The 18,279-nt window shown below is 73.3% G+C and carries 19 protein-coding genes; 10 read left to right on the forward strand and 9 right to left on the reverse strand.

The window, feature by feature from the left end:
* The first annotated feature begins 46 nt into the window (after positions 1-46).
* Positions 47-1,312, forward strand: a complete 1,266-nt coding sequence (gene tyrS, locus ACSUPT_RS05600) for a tyrosine--tRNA ligase (protein WP_351965498.1) — start codon at positions 47-49, stop codon at positions 1,310-1,312.
* A 125-nt stretch (positions 1,313-1,437) separates the two neighbouring features.
* On the opposite strand, the gene ACSUPT_RS05605 is transcribed toward tyrS, so the two are convergent.
* Positions 1,438-1,713: a GlsB/YeaQ/YmgE family stress response membrane protein gene (locus ACSUPT_RS05605; RefSeq protein ID WP_351965497.1), complete on the reverse strand. Its 276-nt coding sequence runs from the start codon at positions 1,711-1,713 to the stop codon at positions 1,438-1,440.
* A 206-nt stretch (positions 1,714-1,919) separates the two neighbouring features.
* On the opposite strand from ACSUPT_RS05605, the gene ACSUPT_RS05610 reads away from it, so the two are divergent.
* Complete coding sequence (locus ACSUPT_RS05610) at positions 1,920-2,378, forward strand: DUF3099 domain-containing protein (RefSeq protein WP_399217473.1); 459 nt, start codon at positions 1,920-1,922, stop codon at positions 2,376-2,378.
* 149 nt (positions 2,379-2,527) lie between these two features.
* Positions 2,528-2,773, forward strand: coding sequence for a hypothetical protein (locus tag ACSUPT_RS05615; protein WP_351965495.1), 246 nt, complete (start codon positions 2,528-2,530; stop codon positions 2,771-2,773).
* 112 nt (positions 2,774-2,885) lie between these two features.
* Here the strand turns inward: ACSUPT_RS05615 and moaA are convergent, their stop codons facing one another.
* The 3 genes from moaA to ACSUPT_RS05630 form a co-directional block, all read right to left on the reverse strand.
* A complete protein-coding gene (gene moaA, locus ACSUPT_RS05620; RefSeq protein ID WP_403500779.1) occupies positions 2,886-3,875 on the reverse strand; it encodes a GTP 3',8-cyclase MoaA in 990 nt (329 codons plus the stop codon).
* Positions 3,876-4,036: 161 nt separating this feature from the next.
* The gene (locus ACSUPT_RS05625; RefSeq protein WP_351965493.1) at positions 4,037-5,671 is read right to left on the reverse strand and encodes a solute symporter family protein; all 1,635 of its coding nucleotides are present in this window, start codon (positions 5,669-5,671) and stop codon (positions 4,037-4,039) included.
* The gene (locus ACSUPT_RS05630) at positions 5,668-6,051 is read right to left on the reverse strand and encodes a DUF485 domain-containing protein (protein ID WP_351965492.1); all 384 of its coding nucleotides are present in this window, start codon (positions 6,049-6,051) and stop codon (positions 5,668-5,670) included. The genes ACSUPT_RS05625 and ACSUPT_RS05630 overlap by 4 nt, the downstream gene beginning before the upstream one ends.
* A gap of 250 nt (positions 6,052-6,301) precedes the next feature.
* On the opposite strand from ACSUPT_RS05630, the gene ACSUPT_RS05635 reads away from it, so the two are divergent.
* Both ACSUPT_RS05635 and ACSUPT_RS05640 read left to right on the forward strand, forming a co-directional pair.
* On the forward strand, positions 6,302-7,834 hold the full coding sequence (locus ACSUPT_RS05635; protein WP_351965491.1) for a S8 family peptidase: 1,533 nt from the start codon (positions 6,302-6,304) through the stop codon (positions 7,832-7,834).
* A 106-nt stretch (positions 7,835-7,940) separates the two neighbouring features.
* On the forward strand, positions 7,941-9,332 hold the full coding sequence (locus tag ACSUPT_RS05640; RefSeq protein WP_436943571.1) for a CoA transferase: 1,392 nt from the start codon (positions 7,941-7,943) through the stop codon (positions 9,330-9,332).
* Here the strand turns inward: ACSUPT_RS05640 and ACSUPT_RS05645 are convergent.
* The 3 genes from ACSUPT_RS05645 to ACSUPT_RS05655 all read right to left on the reverse strand — a co-directional run bounded on the left by ACSUPT_RS05645 (position 9,253) and on the right by ACSUPT_RS05655 (position 11,715).
* Positions 9,253-9,933, reverse strand: coding sequence for a lysoplasmalogenase (locus tag ACSUPT_RS05645; protein WP_436943573.1), 681 nt, complete (start codon positions 9,931-9,933; stop codon positions 9,253-9,255). The genes ACSUPT_RS05640 and ACSUPT_RS05645 overlap by 80 nt on opposite strands.
* Positions 9,930-10,856: a sterol desaturase family protein gene (locus ACSUPT_RS05650; protein ID WP_351965488.1), complete on the reverse strand. Its 927-nt coding sequence runs from the start codon at positions 10,854-10,856 to the stop codon at positions 9,930-9,932. The genes ACSUPT_RS05645 and ACSUPT_RS05650 overlap by 4 nt, the downstream gene beginning before the upstream one ends.
* Before the next feature lie 148 nt (positions 10,857-11,004).
* Entirely contained in the window at positions 11,005-11,715 is a 711-nt protein-coding gene (locus ACSUPT_RS05655; RefSeq protein ID WP_351965487.1) for a VIT1/CCC1 transporter family protein, read from the reverse strand.
* Positions 11,716-11,880: 165 nt separating this feature from the next.
* On the opposite strand from ACSUPT_RS05655, the gene ACSUPT_RS05660 reads away from it, so the two are divergent.
* The 5 genes from ACSUPT_RS05660 to ACSUPT_RS05680 all read left to right on the forward strand — a co-directional run bounded on the left by ACSUPT_RS05660 (position 11,881) and on the right by ACSUPT_RS05680 (position 16,950).
* Positions 11,881-12,861: a DEDDh family exonuclease gene (locus ACSUPT_RS05660; protein ID WP_436943576.1), complete on the forward strand. Its 981-nt coding sequence runs from the start codon at positions 11,881-11,883 to the stop codon at positions 12,859-12,861.
* 127 nt (positions 12,862-12,988) lie between these two features.
* A complete protein-coding gene (locus ACSUPT_RS05665; protein ID WP_351965485.1) occupies positions 12,989-13,222 on the forward strand; it encodes a hypothetical protein in 234 nt (77 codons plus the stop codon).
* A gap of 68 nt (positions 13,223-13,290) precedes the next feature.
* Positions 13,291-14,220 (forward strand): SURF1 family cytochrome oxidase biogenesis protein, encoded by a 930-nt coding sequence (locus ACSUPT_RS05670; protein WP_436943578.1) that lies wholly within the window; start codon positions 13,291-13,293, stop codon positions 14,218-14,220.
* Positions 14,221-14,404: 184 nt separating this feature from the next.
* Positions 14,405-16,189, forward strand: a complete 1,785-nt coding sequence (locus ACSUPT_RS05675) for a glycoside hydrolase family 15 protein (RefSeq protein WP_436943579.1) — start codon at positions 14,405-14,407, stop codon at positions 16,187-16,189.
* A 5-nt stretch (positions 16,190-16,194) separates the two neighbouring features.
* The gene (locus ACSUPT_RS05680; RefSeq protein WP_351965482.1) at positions 16,195-16,950 is read left to right on the forward strand and encodes an SDR family oxidoreductase; all 756 of its coding nucleotides are present in this window, start codon (positions 16,195-16,197) and stop codon (positions 16,948-16,950) included.
* A gap of 54 nt (positions 16,951-17,004) precedes the next feature.
* Here the strand turns inward: ACSUPT_RS05680 and ACSUPT_RS05685 are convergent, their stop codons facing one another.
* On the reverse strand, positions 17,005-17,802 hold the full coding sequence (locus ACSUPT_RS05685) for an enoyl-CoA hydratase/isomerase family protein (protein ID WP_351965481.1): 798 nt from the start codon (positions 17,800-17,802) through the stop codon (positions 17,005-17,007).
* A gap of 175 nt (positions 17,803-17,977) precedes the next feature.
* Positions 17,978-18,199, reverse strand: a complete 222-nt coding sequence (locus ACSUPT_RS05690; protein ID WP_023589331.1) for a helix-turn-helix domain-containing protein — start codon at positions 18,197-18,199, stop codon at positions 17,978-17,980.
* Positions 18,200-18,279: the final 80 nt, after the last annotated feature.

The following is an 18,279-nucleotide window of genomic DNA, read 5'->3' on the forward strand; positions in this document are numbered from 1 at the left end:
TAGACTGGCGGGGTTGTCAGACACGTATCGAGGAGGCAAGGGACCCGTGACGGACATCGTCGACGAGCTCAAGTGGCGCGGGCTGTTCGCCCAGTCCACCGACGAGGACGCCCTGCGCAAGGCTCTCGCGGACGGTCCGGTCACGTTCTATTGCGGCTTCGACCCGACCGCCCCCAGCCTGCATGTGGGCCACCTGGTGCAGGTGCTCACCATGCGCCGGCTCCAGCTGGCGGGGCACCGCCCGCTGGCGCTGGTGGGCGGGGCGACCGGGCAGATCGGCGACCCCAAGCCGACCGCCGAGCGGACGCTGAACTCCCCGGAGACGGTCGCCGAGTGGGTGGAGCGGGTGCGCTCGCAGATCGAGCCGTTCCTCTTCTTCGAGGGCGACAACGCGGCCACGATGGTCAACAACCTGGACTGGATCGGCGGCATGTCCGCCATCGAGTTCCTGCGGGACATCGGCAAGCACTTCCGGGTCAACAAGATGCTGACCAAGGACTCCGTGGCCCGGCGCCTGGAGTCCGAGCAGGGCATCAGCTACACGGAGTTCTCGTACCAGCTGCTCCAGGGCCTGGACTTCCTGGAGCTGTACCGGCGGTACGGCTGCGTCCTCCAGCAGGGCGGCAGCGACCAGTGGGGCAACCTCACGGCCGGGCTGGACCTGATCCACCGCCTGGAGCCGGACGCGCACGTCCACGCGCTGGCGACGCCGCTGATGACGAAGGCGGACGGCACCAAGTTCGGCAAGACCGAGGGCGGCGCCGTCTGGCTGGACCCGGCGATGACCACGCCGTACGCGTTCTACCAGTTCTGGCTGAACGTGGACGACCGGGACATCTCCGGCTACATGCGCATCCTCAGCTTCAAGAGCCGCGAGGAGCTGGAGGAGCTGGAGAAGGTCACCGAGGAGCGCCCGCAGGCCCGTATGGCGCAGCGCGCGCTGGCCGAGGAGCTGACGACGCTGGTGCACGGCGCGGAGCAGTGCGCCGCCGTGATCGCCGCGTCGAAGGCCCTCTTCGGGCAGGGCGAGCTGGCGGAGCTGGACGAGGCGACGCTGGCGGCCGCGCTGTCGGAGCTGCCGAAGGCCGAGGTCGCGGAGGTCGGGCCCGTGGTGGACCTGTTCGCCGAGGTCGGGCTCGTACCGAGCAAGTCGGCGGCGCGGCGCACGGTGAAGGAGGGCGGCGCCTACGTGAACAACGCGAAGGTGACCTCCGAGGACGCCGTGGTCTCCGCCGGCGATCTGCTGCACGGGCGGTGGCTCGTGCTGCGCCGGGGCAAGAAGAACCTGGCGGCGATCGAGGTCAAGGCGTAGCGTCGGGCGGTACGGACGAACGGCCGGGCGGTCCGGGAGCTTCGCGCTTCCGGGCCGCCCCCGTCGTTCTGGGTGGGTGCCCCGCCGGGCGGGCCGCCGGGCCGTGGGGCGGGCGTACCGGCCGGTCAGGCGCGCTGGCGATTGCCGCGCATGGCCATGTACAGCATGTCGCCGAGCCCGACGACGACCACCGCGGCGACGACCTGGAGCGCGTGCCTGCCCCAGTCGATGCCGGGCGTCGCCTCGATCCCGAACGCTCGGGCGAGGGCGTTTCCGGCGATGCCGCCGATGATGCCGAAGATGGTGATCAGCCAGAGGGGACTGTGCTGCTTGCCCGGAATGATGGCCTTGGCCAGCAGGCCCAGCACGAATCCCACGATAATCGCCCACAACCAGCCCATGGCTGCCTCCTCGGAACGGATCGACGTGAGCAGTCCCTGACAGTTTCGGCCCGCCGGGCGCACCTCGCATGTCGGAGGGTCCACACGGGTCCGGAGCGGGGACGGAGCGGGCGGGGCCGGGCGCGGGACCGCGAGGCGGCGGGCGTACCGTGGAAGGAGGTCCGGTCCGGGAAGCGACCGGCGCGCAGGGTCGGTGGTGGAACGCGATGCGGAAGCACGGCGGCGCCCAGGTCTTCACGATCACGGGCGCCCGGCAGGGGCTGGCGGACGACGTCCGCGGGCGGCAGCGGCGGTATGTGATCTCGATGTCCGTCCGTACGGTGTCGGTGATCGCGGCGGCGGCGCTGTGGAACGTCGAGCGGCATGTGGCGATCGTGGCGCTCGTCCTCGGGGCGGTCCTGCCGTATGTCGCGGTGGTCATCGCGAACGCCGGCCGGGAGACCGCGCCGAAGCTGCCCTCGACCTTCGTCTCGGTGCCGCCGGTCTCGCACCCGGCGCTGGAGGCGTCCGCGGTGCCGCCGGCCGACGGCCCTGCGGGCCCTCCCGCCGACGACCGGGCCGATCACCCGGCGGGCCGTCCGGACGACGAGGCGGCGGACCGTCCGGCCGATCACGCGGCGGGGAACGCCGAGGAGAGAAAGCTCAAGAAAAGCTCAGATCAATAGTGAAGTTCCGGTGCACTTCACCGGGTCGTGCGTGACATACTGCGTGAGCGCTCCGCATCCCCCGTCGGAGCGACGGACCGACGCCGGGCAGCTCCCCCCGTGGCTGCCCGGCGTCGCCTTTGTCCGTACGTGGTTGTTGGGAATGTGCTGTGAGCGACGAGAACCACCCGATCTGTTCCGCCAAGGGCTGCCGGACCGCCGCCGTGTGGGTGCTGGCGTGGAACAACCCGAAGCTGCACACACCGGAGCGCCGCAAGACCTGGCTGGCGTGCGAGGAGCACCGCGAGCACCTGTCGCAGTTCCTCGGCGTACGGGGCTTCCTCAAGGACGTCGTGACGCTCGCCGACTGGGAGTCGGCCCCCGGCTCCGGTACGGCCCCCGGCGCGTCCGGGTAGCGTCCCGGCTCCCCGGCCCGGCCGCCGGTCGCGCGTACAGCCGCCCGTCCCGGGCCCGGGCGCCCGTCGCGGGACCGGACCCCCGTGGCGGGGCCGGACGCCGGTCGCGCGTTCAGCCGCCGATCGCGGACATCGGGCGGTCGGGCTGGAGGAACGACGGGTCGTCGAGCCCCGAGCCGGCCTTCTTGCCCCACATGGCCTGCCGCCAGATCCGGGCGATCTCCTCGTCGGGCGCGTCCGAGCGCAGCGCCCCGCGCAGATCGGTCTCCTCGCGGGCGAACAGGCAGGTGCGGACCTGGCCGTCGGCGGTGAGCCGGGTGCGGTCGCAGGCGCGGCAGAACGGGCGGGTCACGGAGGCGATCACGCCGACGCGGTGCGGGCCGCCGTCCACGATCCACCGCTCGGCGGGCGCGGAGCCGCGCTCCTCGTCGGCCTCCGGGGTGAGCGTGAAGCGGGTCCGCAGCGAGGCGAGGATGTCCCCGGCGGTGATCATGCCGTCGCGCTTCCAGCCGTGCTGGGCGTCGAGCGGCATCTGCTCGATGAACCGCAGTTCGTAGTCGTGGGCGACGGCCCAGGCGAGCAGGTCGGGGGCCTCGTCGTCGTTGAGGCCGGGCATCAGGACCGCGTTGACCTTCACCGGTGTCAGTCCGGCGTCGCGCGCGGCGGCCAGCCCGTCGAGGACGTCGTGGTGGCGGTCGCGGCGGGTGAGGGCCTTGAAGACGTCGGGCCGCAGCGTGTCCAGGGAGACGTTGACCCGGTCGAGCCCGGCGTCCTTGAGGGCGGTGGCGGTGCGCTTGAGTCCGATGCCGTTGGTGGTCAACGACATGCGCGGGCGGGGCTCCAGGGCGGCGCACCGCTCGACGATGGAGACCAGGCCGGGGCGCAGCAGGGGCTCGCCGCCGGTGAAGCGGACCTCGGTGACACCGAGGTCGGTCACGGCTATCCGGATCAGGCGGACGATCTCGTCGTCCGTGAGGAGGTCGGGCTTGCCGAGCCACTGCAGGCCCTCCTCGGGCATGCAGTACGTGCAGCGCAGGTTGCACCGGTCGGTCAGCGAGACCCGCAGGTCCGTGGCCACACGGCCGTAGGTGTCGATGAGCACGGTGGGCGCCCTCCCGGTTCGACCTGCTGTTCGTATGCGGTCTTTCTCCGAGCCTACGCGACCGGGCGCGCCGCTTCGTGGGGCGTTTGGCCCAGGAAGCGGCGGGGCCGTGTCGTAGGGTCCTACGACACGGCCGCCGGTGATCGCTCAGGGTGTGCGGATCAGTGCGCTCCGACACCGGTGAGGGACTTGACCTCCAGTTCGGCGTACTTTCCGGCGTCGGGGCGCTCCTTGGACAGCAGGGAGCCGAGCCACCCCAGGAGGAAGCCGAGCGGGATGGAGATGAGGCCGGGGTTCTCCAGCGGGAACCAGGCGAAGTCGACGTCCGGGAACATCGAGGTGGCCTTGCCGGAGACGACCGGCGAGAACAGCACGAGGACGACGGACGCGGTCAGGCCGCCGTAGATCGACCACAGGGCGCCCTGGGTGGTGAAGCGCTTCCAGAACAGGCTGTAGAGGATCGTCGGCAGGTTGGCGGACGCGGCGACCGCGAAGGCGAGGGCGACCAGTCCGGCGACGTTGAGGTCGCGGGCGAGCGCGCCGAGCCCGATGGAGACGACGCCGATGAGGACGGTCGCCCAGCGCGCGGCGCGGACCTCCTCCTTCTCGGTCGCCTGGCCCTTGCGGATGACGCTCGCGTAGATGTCGTGGGCGAACGACGAGGACGAGGCGAGGGTGAGCCCGGCGACGACGGCGAGGATCGTCGCGAAGGCGACCGCCGAGATGACGGCGAGCAGGATCGCGCCGCCCGGGGAGTCCGCTCCGCCGATGTGGAGGGCGAGCAGCGGGGCGGCGGTGTTGCCCGCCTTGTTGGACGCCTTGATCTCCTCGGGGCCGACGATGGCGGCGGCGCCGAAGCCGAGCGCGATGGTCATCAGGTAGAAGGCGCCGATGATGCCGATGGCCCAGTTGACGGACTTACGGGCGGCCTTCGCGGTGGGCACCGTGTAGAAGCGGATGAGGATGTGCGGCAGGCCCGCGGTGCCGAGGACCAGGGCGATGCCGAGCGAGATGAAGTCCAGCTTCGAGGTGGCGCTTACGCCGTACTTGAGGCCGGGCTCCAGGAAGGCGGCGCCCTTGCCGCTGTTCTCGGCCGCCTTGCCGAGCAGCTCGGAGATGTTGAAGCCGTACTTCAGCAGGACCAGGAAGGTGATGAGCAGGGTGCCCGCGATGAGCAGGACGGCCTTGACCATCTGCACCCACGTCGTGCCCTTCATCCCGCCGATGGTCACGTAGACGATCATCAGCACGCCGACCAGGGCGACGATGGCGATCTTGCCCATGTCGCTGGTGATGCCGAGCAGCAGCGAGACGAGGACGCCCGCGCCGGCCATCTGCGCCAGCAGGTAGAAGATCGAGACGACGATGGTGGACGTGCCGGCGGCGGTGCGGACGGGCCGCTGCCGCATCCGGTACGCGAGGACGTCGCCCATCGTGAAGCGGCCGGAGTTGCGCAGCGGCTCGGCGACGAGCAGCAGGGCGACCAGCCAGGCGACGAGGAAGCCGATGGAGTAGAGGAAGCCGTCGTACCCGAAGAGGGCGATGGCGCCGGCGATGCCGAGGAAGGACGCGGCGGACATGTAGTCGCCGGAGATGGCCAGGCCGTTCTGGAAGCCGGTGAACTGGCGCCCGCCGGCGTAGAAGTCGGCGGCGCTCCTGGTCTGGCGGCCGGCCCACACGGTGATGAAGAGGGTCGCGACGACGAAGCAGGCGAAAAGGGTGATGATGAGCGGCCGGTGCTCGCTCGCGGCGCCGCCGGCGGCGAGCGGGGCGGCCAGGGTGAGGGGGGTGCTCATGCGTCGGCCTCCGTGCGCAGCTCGTGCTCCATGCGGGTTCTGATGGCCTCGGCCCTGGGGTCGAGCTTCTCGGCCGCGTGCCGGGCGTAGAACCAGGCGATGAGGAACGTCGTCACGAACTGCGCGACGCCCAGGACGAGCGCCACGTTGATGTTCCCGACCACGCGGGTGCCCATCAGGCCGCCCGCGTAGTTGGAGAGCAGCACGTAGAGCAGGTACCAGGCGATGAAGGCGACGGTGAGCGGGAAGGCGAACGAGCGGTGGGCGCGGCGCAGTTCGCCGAACTCCTCGCTGCGCTGGGTCTGGACGAAGGACTCCGTCGACGGCTGGACGGGGGCGGTGTCCGCGCCCCCTGGGGGCGGCGGTGCTTCGGTGGCCACGGGAACTCCTCGCTGCGCGGGTGCTGTGGGCTGGGGCGGGGTCACCTCGCGGGTGCCGGGGAGCCGTTCGGGCTCCCTCCCCTGACAACGTCACGGGAGGCGGCCCCGCGAGGTTCATCCCACGTCTTCTTTCCACCCGTTTTCTTCACCGAACTCATTGCTGACCGGGGATGATCAGCGATAGCTTCGCTCGTCATGTACCCGCCCAATTCGTTCTGCGGGCGGACGTCACGGATGATGTGGAGAACCCATGGCTCATCTGGGAACCAGGCGCGGGCGCGCACTCGCTCTGCCCGTCGGTCTGGCGCTCACGGCCTCGCTCGGCTTCCTGCCGGCGGGCGCCGCCTCGGCCGCACCCGCCGAGGGTGTTCCGACCGCCGTCGCCTCCGACGGCCCGAACCTCTCGTACGTGGTGAACACGGCGGGCGGCCGCCACCTCGCCAAGGTGAAGAAGGCGATATCCGAGGCCGGCGGCACGGTGGTGACCTCGTACGACGCGATCGGCGTCATCGTGGCGCACTCCAAGAACCCGGCCTTCGCCGAGACCATCCGCGCCGTCGGCGGCGTCCAGTCGGCGGGCGCCACGCGCACCGCGCCGCTGACGCCGGTCGCGACCACGGAGATGGACGAGGCCGCCGAGCCGCTCACCGCCGAGGAGGCCCGTGAGGCGGCCGCCGCGGCGGAGGACGGCCAGGACCCGCTGGAGCCGCTGCAGTGGAGCCTGCCCGCCATCAAGGCGGACAAGGCCCACGACATCAGCATGGGCAGCAGCAAGGTCACCGTCGCGGTGATCGACACGGGTGTCGACGACACCCACCCGGACCTGGCGCCGAACTTCGACCGCGCCGCGTCCGCGAACTGCGTGACCGGCAAGGCCGACACGACCGAGGGCTCGTGGCGTCCCGCCGCCGGCGAGAGCGACCACGGCACGCACGTCGCCGGTACGATCGCCGCCGCGAAGAACGGCGTCGGCGTCACCGGTGTCGCGCCGGGCGTGAAGGTCTCCGGCATCAAGGTGTCGAACCCGGACGGGTTCTTCTACACCGAGGCCGTCGTCTGCGGCTTCATGTGGGCGGCCGACCACGGCGTCGAGGTCACCAACAACAGCTACTACGTCGACCCGTGGCTGTACAACTGCAAGAACGACCCGGACCAAGGCGCCCTGGTCGAGGCCCTCAAGCGCGCCACCCGGTACGCGGAGAGCAAGGGCACCGTCAACGTCGCCGCGGCCGGCAACTCGGCGCACGACCTGGCGTCCGACGAGATCACGGACTCCACGAGCCCGAACGACACGACCCCGGCCGACCGCGTCGTCGACCCGAGCGAGTGCCCGGACATCCCGACCATGCTGCCCGGCATCGTCACCGTCTCCTCGACCGGCGCCAAGGACCTGAAGGCGTCGTACTCGAACTACGGCATGGGTGTCGTGGACATCGCCGCCCCGGGCGGTGACCGCACCGAGTACCAGACCCCCGCGGCCCCGGCCGTGAACGGCCGCATCCTGTCGACCACGGTCAACGGCGGCTACAACTACAAGGCCGGCACGTCGATGGCGTCCCCGCACGCCGCCGGCGTCGTCGCGCTGATCAAGTCGAAGCACCCCTACGCCACCCCCGCGATGGTGAAGGGTCTGCTGTACGCGCAGGCCGACGACCGCGCCTGCACGAACCCGTACGACATCAACGGCGACGGCAAGGTCGACGCGGTCTGCGAGGGCGGGAAGCTGCACAACGGCTTCTACGGCGCCGGCCTGGTCGACGCGCTGGACGCGGTGCGCTGGTGACGCACATCTGATTGGGGAGGGGGAGCCCGGGCGCGCGAGCCGCGCCCGGGCTCTTTCATGTCCGGGAACACTTCCCCGGAGTGGCACGCAGTGCCATGATCGAGGGATGAACAGGGCGACAGTCGCGGCATGGGCGGCACTCGGTGCCGATCAAGGGTTGCTGGAGCGTGTCTCGTACGACCGGCTGCCCGGGGTGCTGCCCGCGCGGCTGCCCGTGGCGGAGGCGGCGCGCGCGACGGTCGCGGTGTGCGCCCTGGCCGCGGCGGAACTGGCGGCCGTACGCGGCACAGGCCAAGGCCCCGTGCCGCGGGTGCGCGTGGACGACGGCGCCGTGGCGACCGCCTTCCGCAGCGACCGGTTCGTGAGGATGGACGGCCGGCCCTGGGAGGGTTTCGCGCCGCTGTCCCGGTTCTGGCGCACGGCCGACGGCTGGGTGCGCACCCACGCCAACTACCCGCACCACGCGGCGGCCCTCCCGGCCGCGCTGGGGCTGCCCGCGGGCGCGGGCGCCGACGCGGTCGCCGGGGCGCTGGCGGAGCGGAGCGCGGCGGAGGTGGAGGAGGCGGTGTACGGGGCGGGGGGCCTGGCCGTCGCCGTGCGGGACCCCGCCGCGTGGGCCGCGTCGGAGCAGGGGGCCCTGGTGGCCGGGCGGCCCCTGCTGACGCTGGAGCGGGTGGGCGCGGCGCCGGGGCCTTCGCGGGGGACGGGCGGGGCGCGGACCGGGGCGCCGTGCGCGGGGCTGCGGGTGCTGGACCTGACGCGGGTGCTCGCCGGGCCGGTCGCCACGCGCACCCTGGCGCTGCTGGGCGCCGACGTGCTGCGGGTGGACGCGCCGGACCTGCCGGAGAGCCAGGAGGCCCACAACGACACGGGCCTGGGCAAGCGCTCGACCCTGCTGGACCTGCGGCGGGGCGTGGACCGGCGGGCCTTCGACGCGCTGCTGGACGCCGCCGACGTGGTGGTGACCGGCTACCGGCCGGGCGCCCTGGACCGGTTCGGGCTCGCCCCGGACGCCCTGGCCGGGCGCCGCCCCGGACTGGTGGTCGCGCGGCTCTCGGCGTGGGGGGCGTACGGGCCCTGGGGCGGGCGGCGCGGTTTCGACAGCCTGGTGCAGGCGGCGACGGGCATCGCCGTGCTGGAGGGCGGCGGGGAGCGACCGGGCGCGCTCCCGGCGCAGGCCCTCGACCACGGCACCGGCTACCTGGTGGCCGCGGCCGTGCTGCGGGCCCTGACGGAACGCCACCGGGGCGGCGGCACCTGGCGGGTGGAGGCCGCGCTCACGCAGACCGGGCACTGGCTGACGCACGGCACGGACCGGGAGCCGCTGCCCGGCGACGGCGCCACCCCGTACGAGCCGGAGCGGTGGCTGCGGGAGCGGGACACCCCGCTCGGCCGGCTGCGCCACGCCCTCTCCCCCGTCAGCTACGAGGGCGGGCCGGCGGACTGGTCGCGGCCACCGGGCCGATGGGGAGCGGACGCCCCGCGCTGGACGGTGTGAGCGCCCCGGTCGTCAGGAGGTACTGGGCCGCCCCGTACGTGAGCATGATCCAGAAGTCGGGTACGGGGAGCTGCGGCCACGCGGCGACCCCGGTCGCGATGAGCGTGTCGGACAGCAGGAACAGCGCGCCGCCGACCCCCGCGACCGGCCCCAGGGAACTCGCCCGCCACGCCGTCGCGGTGAGCAGCAGCGCATACCCGGCGACCGGTATCCGCAGGTCGGCGGGGAGGTCGCCCCACAGCAGGGCGACGGCGGTGACCAGCGCGGCGGCGTAGCAGGCGCCGAGCGGCAGGGACGTACGGGCGCGGCCGAACAGCAGCAGGTAGCAGACGTGCCCGGCGGCGAACGAGCCCATCCCGGCGAGGAACGCCCACTCGGCGTCCACCAGCAGGAACACATCGCCGCCCCAGCCGAAGGCGAGCGCGGCGAGCAGCGACCGGGGCGCGCCGCGCACGGCGGCGTACGCGGCGAGCAGCGGCATCAGCAGCGGCTTGGCGAGCAGATGGCCCGTGCCGGAGCCGGCGAGCAGGGCGACGAGGTCGGCGGCGAGGGCCGCGGCGAACGCCGCCCGCAGCAGCCCGGCGAGGCGCGCGCGGCTCATGCGACGCGCTCCCGCGACCCGGCGGGACCGGCACCGGCGGGTCCCGGGCCGGCGGGGCCGGGTCCGGGCCCGGCGGCCGGGGGCGCGGGCGGCTCGGGCTGCCAGCCGGGGCCGCGGAACAACCGCCCGGCGCGCTCCCGCCAGGTCCGGGCGCGGCGCAGGTCGCGGGCGATGGCGGCGTACTCGTGGGTGGCGACGCGCAGCGGGTTGTAGGTGTCGATGTTCTTCGTCAGGCCGTACACGGGCCGTTCGGACTCGGCGGTGAAGGAGCCGAACATCCGGTCCCAGACGATGAGGATGCCGCCGAAGTTCCGGTCCAGGTAGCCGCCCTGGGAGGCGTGGTGCACCCGGTGGTGGGAGGGGGTGTTGAAGAGGTACTCGACGGGCCGGGGCAGCGTGCCGATGCGCTCGGTGTGGACCCAGAACTGGTACACGAGGTTGACGGAGTAGCAGAAGAAGACGGCGGCCGGGGGCACGCCGCAAGCGACCATCGGCAGGTAGAACGGCCAGACGGTCAGCGAGGTCCAGGGCTGGCGCAGGGCGGTGGTGAGGTTGAACCTGCGGCTGGAGTGGTGGACGACGTGGCACGCCCACAGGACCCGTACGACGTGGTGGCCGCGGTGGGACCAGTAGTAGAAGAAGTCCTGCGCGAGCAGCATCAGCGGGAGCGTCCACCAGGTGACGGGGACGCGGGCCGGGGTGAGCTCGTAGACGGCGGTGAACAGCGCCAGGGCGGGGATCTTCCACAGCAGGTCGAAGCCGATGCTGCCGAGACCCATGCCGACGCTGGTGGCGGAGTCCTTGACCTCGTACCCGGCGGCGTCCTCGTCGGGGCGCAGCCGGTAGCTGACCATCTCCACGGCGGTGAGCAGGACGAAGGCGGGGATCGACCACAGCACGGCGTCGGGCAGGTTCGGCGACATGCGAGCACGGTAGGGCCGGGTGTCGGGCCGGGGCTAGAGGTGGTTACCGACAAGTATGCGAGACGGTCTGTCAGCTGTCTTTGGCGGGACCGTCCAACACCACCGCACTGCCATATCGCCGCATAACGCCCGTTGTCGCCGCGATTGCCTACACCCCCGCCGCCCCGAGCAGCGAACCCGCCCCGTACGTCACGGCCATGGCCACCGCTCCCCCGCCCACGACCCGTACCACCGCGGGCCGCGCGGGCGCCGAGCCGAGACGGGCGCTCCACCAGCCGGTCAGCGTCAGCGCGGCGAGGACCGACAGGACGGTGACCCACAGCCGGGCGGGCGCCGGCGGGCACACGATGGCCAGCAGCGGCAGCAGCGCGCCGACCGTGAACGCCAGGAAGCTGGCGCCGGCCGCGTGCCAGGGGTTCGTCAGGTCGTCCGGGTCGATGCCCAGCTCCACGCGCGCGTGGGCCCGCAGCGCGTCACGTTCCGTCAGCTGCTCGGCGGCCTCGCGCGCGACGTCCCGGCTCAGCCCGCGCCCGGCGAGCAGATCGGTCAGCTCGTCCAGCTCGGCCTCCGGCCGCTCCCGCAGCTCCCGCCGCTCCTGGGCCAGGGCGGCCTTCTCGGAGTCGCGCTGCGTCGACACGGAGACGTACTCGCCGACCGCCATCGACATGGACCCGGCGAGCAGCCCGGCGAGCCCGGCCGTCAGTAGGGTGGAGCGCTCACCGGTGGCGCCCGCGACGCCCACGACGAGCCCGGCGGTGGACACGATGCCGTCGTTCGCCCCGAGGACCGCGGCCCGCAGCCAGTTGAGCCGCACCCCCAGCCCCTCGGTGTGCGCCTCCCGCTCCGTCGGTTCCGTCACGCCGCCGAGCGTCTCACCCCGGCGCGCGCACACCCGGAAACGGCACGCTGGTTCCGCCTCGCACGGGTGGACGGGCACCGGCGTTCTGAGGGTGTGTCGGACCCCGCGGCCCGGTCCGCGGGACGCGCCCGGGTCCCGCGGTGTCAGTGGAGGGCTCTATTCTCAATGACCATGCTCGACGACCGCATGACAGCAGCAGCCTGGCCGCCCGCCTACCCGCAGGGGTACGCGGTCGTCGACGTGGAGACCACCGGGCTCTTCTCGCACGACCGGATCGTGTCCGCCGCCGTCTACCGGGTCGACGCGCGCGGCGAGGTGGAGGACCACTGGTACACCCTGGTCAATCCGCAACGCGACCCCGGACCGGTCTCGATCCACGGGCTGACCAGCGAACTGCTGGCGGACGCGCCGCTCTTCGCCGATGTGGCCGCCGAGTTCTCCGAGCGGCTCGACGGGCGCGTCCTGGTGGCGCACAACGCCTACTTCGACTGGTCGATGATCGCCCGCGAGTACGCCCGCGCCCGCCGTACGGCGCCGGTGCGGCAGCGGCTGTGCACCATAGCGCTCGCCAAGGAGCTGGCGCTGCCGCTGCCCAACATGAAGCTGGAGTCGCTCGCCGCCCACTTCGGCGTCCGGCAGCGCCAGGCGCACAACGCGCTGGACGACGCGCGGGTGCTCGCCGAGGCGTTCCGGCCGAGCCTGCGCGCGGCGGCCGAGCGGGGCGTGCGGCTGCCGCTGCTGGAGTGCCGCCCGATCACCGAGTGGTCGTCGCCGCCCGCCGACGGCGCGCCCCGGATCGGCCGTCAGGCCTCGTACGGCTCCGGCGGCTGGCGCCCTTCGCGCAAGCGCCCGGCGTGCCCGTACCCCAACCCCGGACGATACGAGCCGGACAAACCGCTCAAGCAGGGCATGCGGGTGGCCTTCTCGGGCGACACGTCCACCGAGCGGGAGCTGCTGGAGGACCGGGCCGTCGAGGCGGGCCTGCACGTGGCGACCAGCGTCTCGCGGCTGACCAGCCTGCTGGTCACCAACGACCCCGACGCGGCCACCTCGAAGGTGGTCAAGGCCAAGTCGTTCGGCACGCCCATCGTGGACGAGGCCGCCTTCACGCATCTGCTGCGGGACGTCGCCCCCGCCGACGGCTGACCGCCCGGCCGCTCCGGGAACCCGGCGCGCGGGGCCGCCGCCCCGCCGCGCGGCGAGCGGGTCGAACGGGTGACGGACGGGCGCGCCGTCCGCCGCCGCGCCCGCCGCGCGCCGCACCCTGTGGCGCATGGCACGTTGTGAGGTCTGCGGAAACGAGTACGGCATGTCGTTCGAGGTGCACGCGCAGGGCGCGGTGCACGTCTTCGACTGCTTCGCCTGCGCCATCCACCGCATGGCGCCCATCTGCGAGCACTGCCGGGTCCAGATCATCGGGCAGGGCGTCGAGGCGGACGGCCGCTGGTACTGCGGCGCCCACTGCGCCCGGGCGGAGGGAAAGGTGGGCATCGTCGACAAGGTGTGACCCGGCGGGGGCCGGCGGCGGGTCCCCCCGGGGACGGGGCGCGCCGGCGGCGGAGGTACCGTCGTGGGGTGTACCGCTTCCTGTTGTCCCGGCAGTGGGTGATCCTCACCCTCGTCGCCCTCGTCCTGATCCCGGTGATGGTCGAGCTGGGCTTCTGGCAGTTCCACCGGCATGAGCGCCGGGTCGCCCAGAACGCCCTGATCGAGGACAACCTGAAGGCGAAGCCGGTCCCCGTGACCGAGCTCACCGCACCGGGCCACACGGTCCCGCGCGCCGACTTCTGGCGCCACGCGACCGCGACCGGCACGTTCGACACGGCCCGAGAGGTCGTCGTACGCCGCCGGACCAACGCCGACGACCGGGTCGGCATGCACGTCCTGACCCCGCTCGTCCTCGACGACGGGCGGGTCGTCCTCGTCAACCGCGGCTGGGTCCCCGCCGCCCCCGACCAGAAGGCCTACCCGGACGTGCCGCCCGCCCCCAAGGGCCGGGTGACCGTCACCGGACGGCTCATGGCCGACCAGACGACCGGCAGCAGCGGCATCAAGGACCTCAAGGGGCTGCCGCCGCGCCAGGTCATGCTGATCAACAGCGAGCAGCAGGCCGAGCGGCTCGGCCGCCAGGTGCTCGGCGGCTATCTGGACCTGACCGACCCCGTACCGGCCGGCGGCTCCCCCGAGCCGGTCCCCGACCCGGACCACGACTCGATCGGCGCCCACATGGCGTACGCCGTGCAGTGGTGGCTGTTCGCGGCGGGCGTCCCGGTGGGCTGGGTGATCCTCGTCCGCCGCGAGCGCCGCGACCGCGAGGCGGAGGCCCGCGCGGCCGCCGAGGCGCAGGGCGGCGAGGGGGAGGCCGGCGGCGACCGCTCCGATGAGGACGCCTCCGGCGCCTCGGACACCCCGGGAGCCTCGGGCGCCTGTGGTGAGGGGGCCTCAGACGGGGGCGGGGACCCCGGTGACGGCGTGGCCGCCTCGCACACGCCGGCGCAGGCGTAGCGTGCTCCTCCGCACCACCGCACGACCGTCCCGCACCACCCCGCGCCGGTCCGCGCCCCCTTCGGCGTACGCGCCCCTCGCAGGTGTGACACGGCGCACATCGAACAGCGCACCGCCGCAGGCCACGGGCGGTGCGGGCCCGTATGACTGATTGGCGCTTCTCCGCTGCGGGAACACGCCAGACGTGACCCAACGCATCGAGGACTATGCCCTCATCGGCGATCTGCAGACCGCCGCTCTGGTGGGCAGGGACGGTTCGATCGACTGGCTCTGCCTGCCGCGCTTCGACTCCGGCGCCTGCTTCGCCGCCCTCCTGGGCGACGAGAACAACGGCCACTGGCGGATCGCGCCGGCCGGGGCGCGGACCTGCGCGCGGCGGAGCTACGTGGGCGACTCGCTGGTCCTCGAATCGGTCTGGGAGACCCGCACCGGCACGGTCCGCGTCCTCGACTTCATGCCGCACCGCGACCGCTCCCCCGATGTGATGCGGATCGTGGAGGGCGTCTCGGGGCGCGTCGAGATGTCGTCGGTGCTGCGGCTGCGCTTCGACTACGGCTCGGTCGTGCCGTGGATGCGCCGCGCCGACGGCCACCGGGTCGCCGTCGCCGGGCCGGACTCCGTGTGGCTGCGCAGCGAACCGCGGGTGAAGACCTGGGGCCAGCAGTACAGCACCTGCTCGTCGTTCACCGTCGGTCCGGGCGAGAAGGTCGCGTTCTGCCTCACCTGGCACCCCTCCCACGAGCCTCGCCCCCCGCTCGTGGACCCGTACATGGCGCTGGAGCACACCCTGGAGGACTGGCAGTCCTGGGCGGCGCAGTGCACCTACGAGGGCCCGTACCGGGAGGCGGTGATGCGCTCGCTGATCACCCTCAAGGCGCTGACGTACGCGCCGACGGGCGGGATCGTCGCGGCCGCGACCACCTCCCTGCCGGAGGAGCTCGGCGGCGTGCGGAACTGGGACTACCGCTACTGCTGGCTGCGCGACTCGACGCTGACGCTGCGGGCCCTGCTGTCGGCCGGGTACGTGGAGGAGGCCGCCGCCTGGCGGGACTGGCTGCTGCGGGCCGTCGCGGGCGATCCGGCGGACCTCCAGATCATGTACGGGCTGGCGGGCGAGAGACGGCTGCCGGAGACCGAGGTGCCGTGGCTGCGCGGCTACGGCGGGGCCCGCCCGGTCCGCATCGGCAACGCCGCGGTGAAGCAGCTCCAGCTCGACGTGTACGGCGAGGTCATGGACTCGCTGGCGCTGGCGCGCGAGGTGGGGATGCCCCCGCAGCGCCAGGCGTGGGCGCTGCAGTTGAGCCTGCTGGGGTTCCTGGAGTCGACGTGGCGTCAGCCCGACGAGGGGCTGTGGGAGGTGCGCGGCCCGCGCCGGCACTTCGTCCACTCCAAGGTGATGGCGTGGGTGGCGGCCGACCGGGCGGTGCGCACGCTGGAACAGGACCCGTCCCTGCCGGGCGACGTGGCCCGCTGGCGGACGATGCGCGACGAGGTGCACCGGGAGGTGTGCGAACGGGGCTACGACCCGGTGCGCAACACCTTCACCCAGTCGTACGGCTCGGCGGAGCTGGACGCGGCGACGCTGATGATCCCCCGGGTCGGTTTCCTCCCCCCGGACGACCCGCGCGTGGTGGGCACGGTGGAGGCGGTGCGCAGGGAGCTGGGCCACCAGGGCTACATCCGCCGGTACAGCACGGACGGGATCGCGGTGGACGGCCTGCCCGGCGGCGAGGGGACGTTCCTCGCGTGCTCGTTCTGGCTGGCGGACGCGCTGCGCATGATGGGCCGCGCGGAGGAGGCGCGGGAGCTGTTCGAGCGGCTGCTCGCGCTGCGCAACGACGTGGGGCTGCTGGCGGAGGAGTACGACCCGGTGGCGCGGCGCCAGCTGGGGAACTACCCGCAGGCCTTCAGCCATGTCGGGCTGGTCGCCACGGCCCTCGCGCTGGCGCCCGGCGACCCGGCAGGATAGGCACCATGGATCTTGGACTGAAGGACCGCGTGTACGTGGTCACGGGCGCCTCGCGCGGCCTCGGGCACGCGGCGGCGAAGGCACTGGTCGCGGAGGGCGCGAAGGTCGTCCTGTCCTCGCGGGACGCGAAGGCGGTGGAGGACGCCGCCGCCGCACTGGGCCCCGGCGCCGTCGGCGTCGCGGCGGACAACGCCGATCCGGACACGGCCGAGGCGCTGATCGCGGCGGCCCGGTCGCACTTCGGCGGCTTCGACGGCGTGCTGGTCAGCGTGGGTGGGCCCGCGCCCGGCTTCGCCGCCGACAACACCGACGAGCAGTGGCGGGCGGCGTTCGACTCGGTGTTCCTGGGCGCCGTGCGCATGGCGCGCGCCGCGGCGGCCGCGCTCAACGAGGGCGGCGTCATCGGCTTCGTCCTGTCCGCGTCGGTGCACGAGCCGATCGCGGGCCTGACGATCTCCAACGGCCTGCGCCCGGGTCTCGCCGGCTTCGCCAAGTCCCTCGCCGACGAGCTGGGCCCGCGCGGCATCCGCGTGGTGGGGCTGCTGCCGTCGCGGATCGACACGGACCGGGTGCGGGAGCTGGACGCCCTGTCGGGCGACGCGGCGGCGGCGCGGGCGGCCAACGAGTCGCGCATTCCGCTGCGCCGCTACGGCACGCCGGAGGAGTTCGGCGCGACGGCGGCGTTCCTGCTCTCCCCCGCCGCGTCGTATCTGACGGGCGTCATGCTGCCCGTGGACGGCGGCGCCCGGCGCGGCTTCTGACGCCCGCCCCGCCCGCCCGGCGGCACCCGGCCGGGCGGGCGGGGCGGCGAGCGGTCAGTCGGAGAGGCCGGCCAGGTCGCGCAGGCGGCGGGCCTGTGCGGCGCGCTCGGCGGCGCGCTGCTCCTCGTACGTTCGCCCGGACGCGCCGCGCAGCAGCGCCTTGGTCTCCACGACCGCGTCGCGCGGCGCGGCCAGCAGCGCGGCCGACAGGTCCCGTACGGCCGCGTCGAGCTCGCCGGCGGGCACCACCAGATTGGCCAGGCCGATCCGCTCGGCCTCCTCGGCGTGGACGAACCGGCCCGTGGCGCAGATCTCCAGGGCGCGGGCGTAGCCGACGGCGGCGACCAGCGGGTGGGTCCCGGTCAGGTCCGGCACCAGGCCCAGGCTGGTCTCGCGCATCGCGAACTGCACGTCCTCGGCGACGACCCGCAGGTCGCAGGCGAGGGCGAGCTGGAAACCGGCACCGATGGCGTGGCCCTGGACGGCGGCGACCGACACGATGTCGCTCCGCCTCCACCAGGTGAACGCCTCCTGGTACTCGGCGATGAGCGCGTCGAGCTCCTCGTCGGAACCGCGCGCCATGTCGAGGAACGACGGCTCGCCGTCGAACCCCTCCTCGGTGAACGCCTGCCGGTCGAGACCGGCGGAGAACGACTTGCCCTCCGCGCGCAGCACGACGATCCGCACGCTGCCGGGGAGCGCCCGCCCGGCCTCGGTGAGGGCCCGCCACAGGGCGGGCGACTGGGCGTTGCGCTTCGCCGGGTTGGTGAGGGTCACCGTGGCGACGGCGTCCTCGACGGTGAGACGTACACCGTCCTTGTCGAGCACGAGGGCGGGGTCGAGCGTGGTCATGGGGCGCCTCCGGTCCGGTGCAGCGGTCGGGCGGCGCAGCGTGGAGCTGCGCCGACCGACAAATTACTGCACGGTAACCATCCGGTCGACCGCCGGACCGCGGAGAACCGCGGCCGGCGACGGCCGGACGGCACTGCCGGACCTACGGGGACGCCTCACGACCCGCGTACGGCGATCAGGCCGAGGGGGCCTTCTTGCCGCGCGTCGCTCCACCACGTCCACGCAACACGACTCCGGATTCGGTGAGCATCCGGTGGACGAATCCATAGGACCGGCCGGTCTCCTCGGCCAGGGCCCGGATGCTCACGCCGGCGTCGTACTTCTTCTTCAGGTCTGCCGCGAGCTTCTCGCGCGCGGCGCCGGTCACCCGGCTGCCCTTCTTCAGAGTCTCGGCCACCCGTGCCTCCTCATGGGAAGTGCGCTCTGGACTTCTCATGATCACCCCTCCGGGGCCACATGGCCAGCCATTCGACAAGG

The organism is Streptomyces sp. SudanB25_2051, from assembly GCF_964272635.1.
GTDB lineage: Bacteria > Actinomycetota > Actinomycetes > Streptomycetales > Streptomycetaceae > Streptomyces.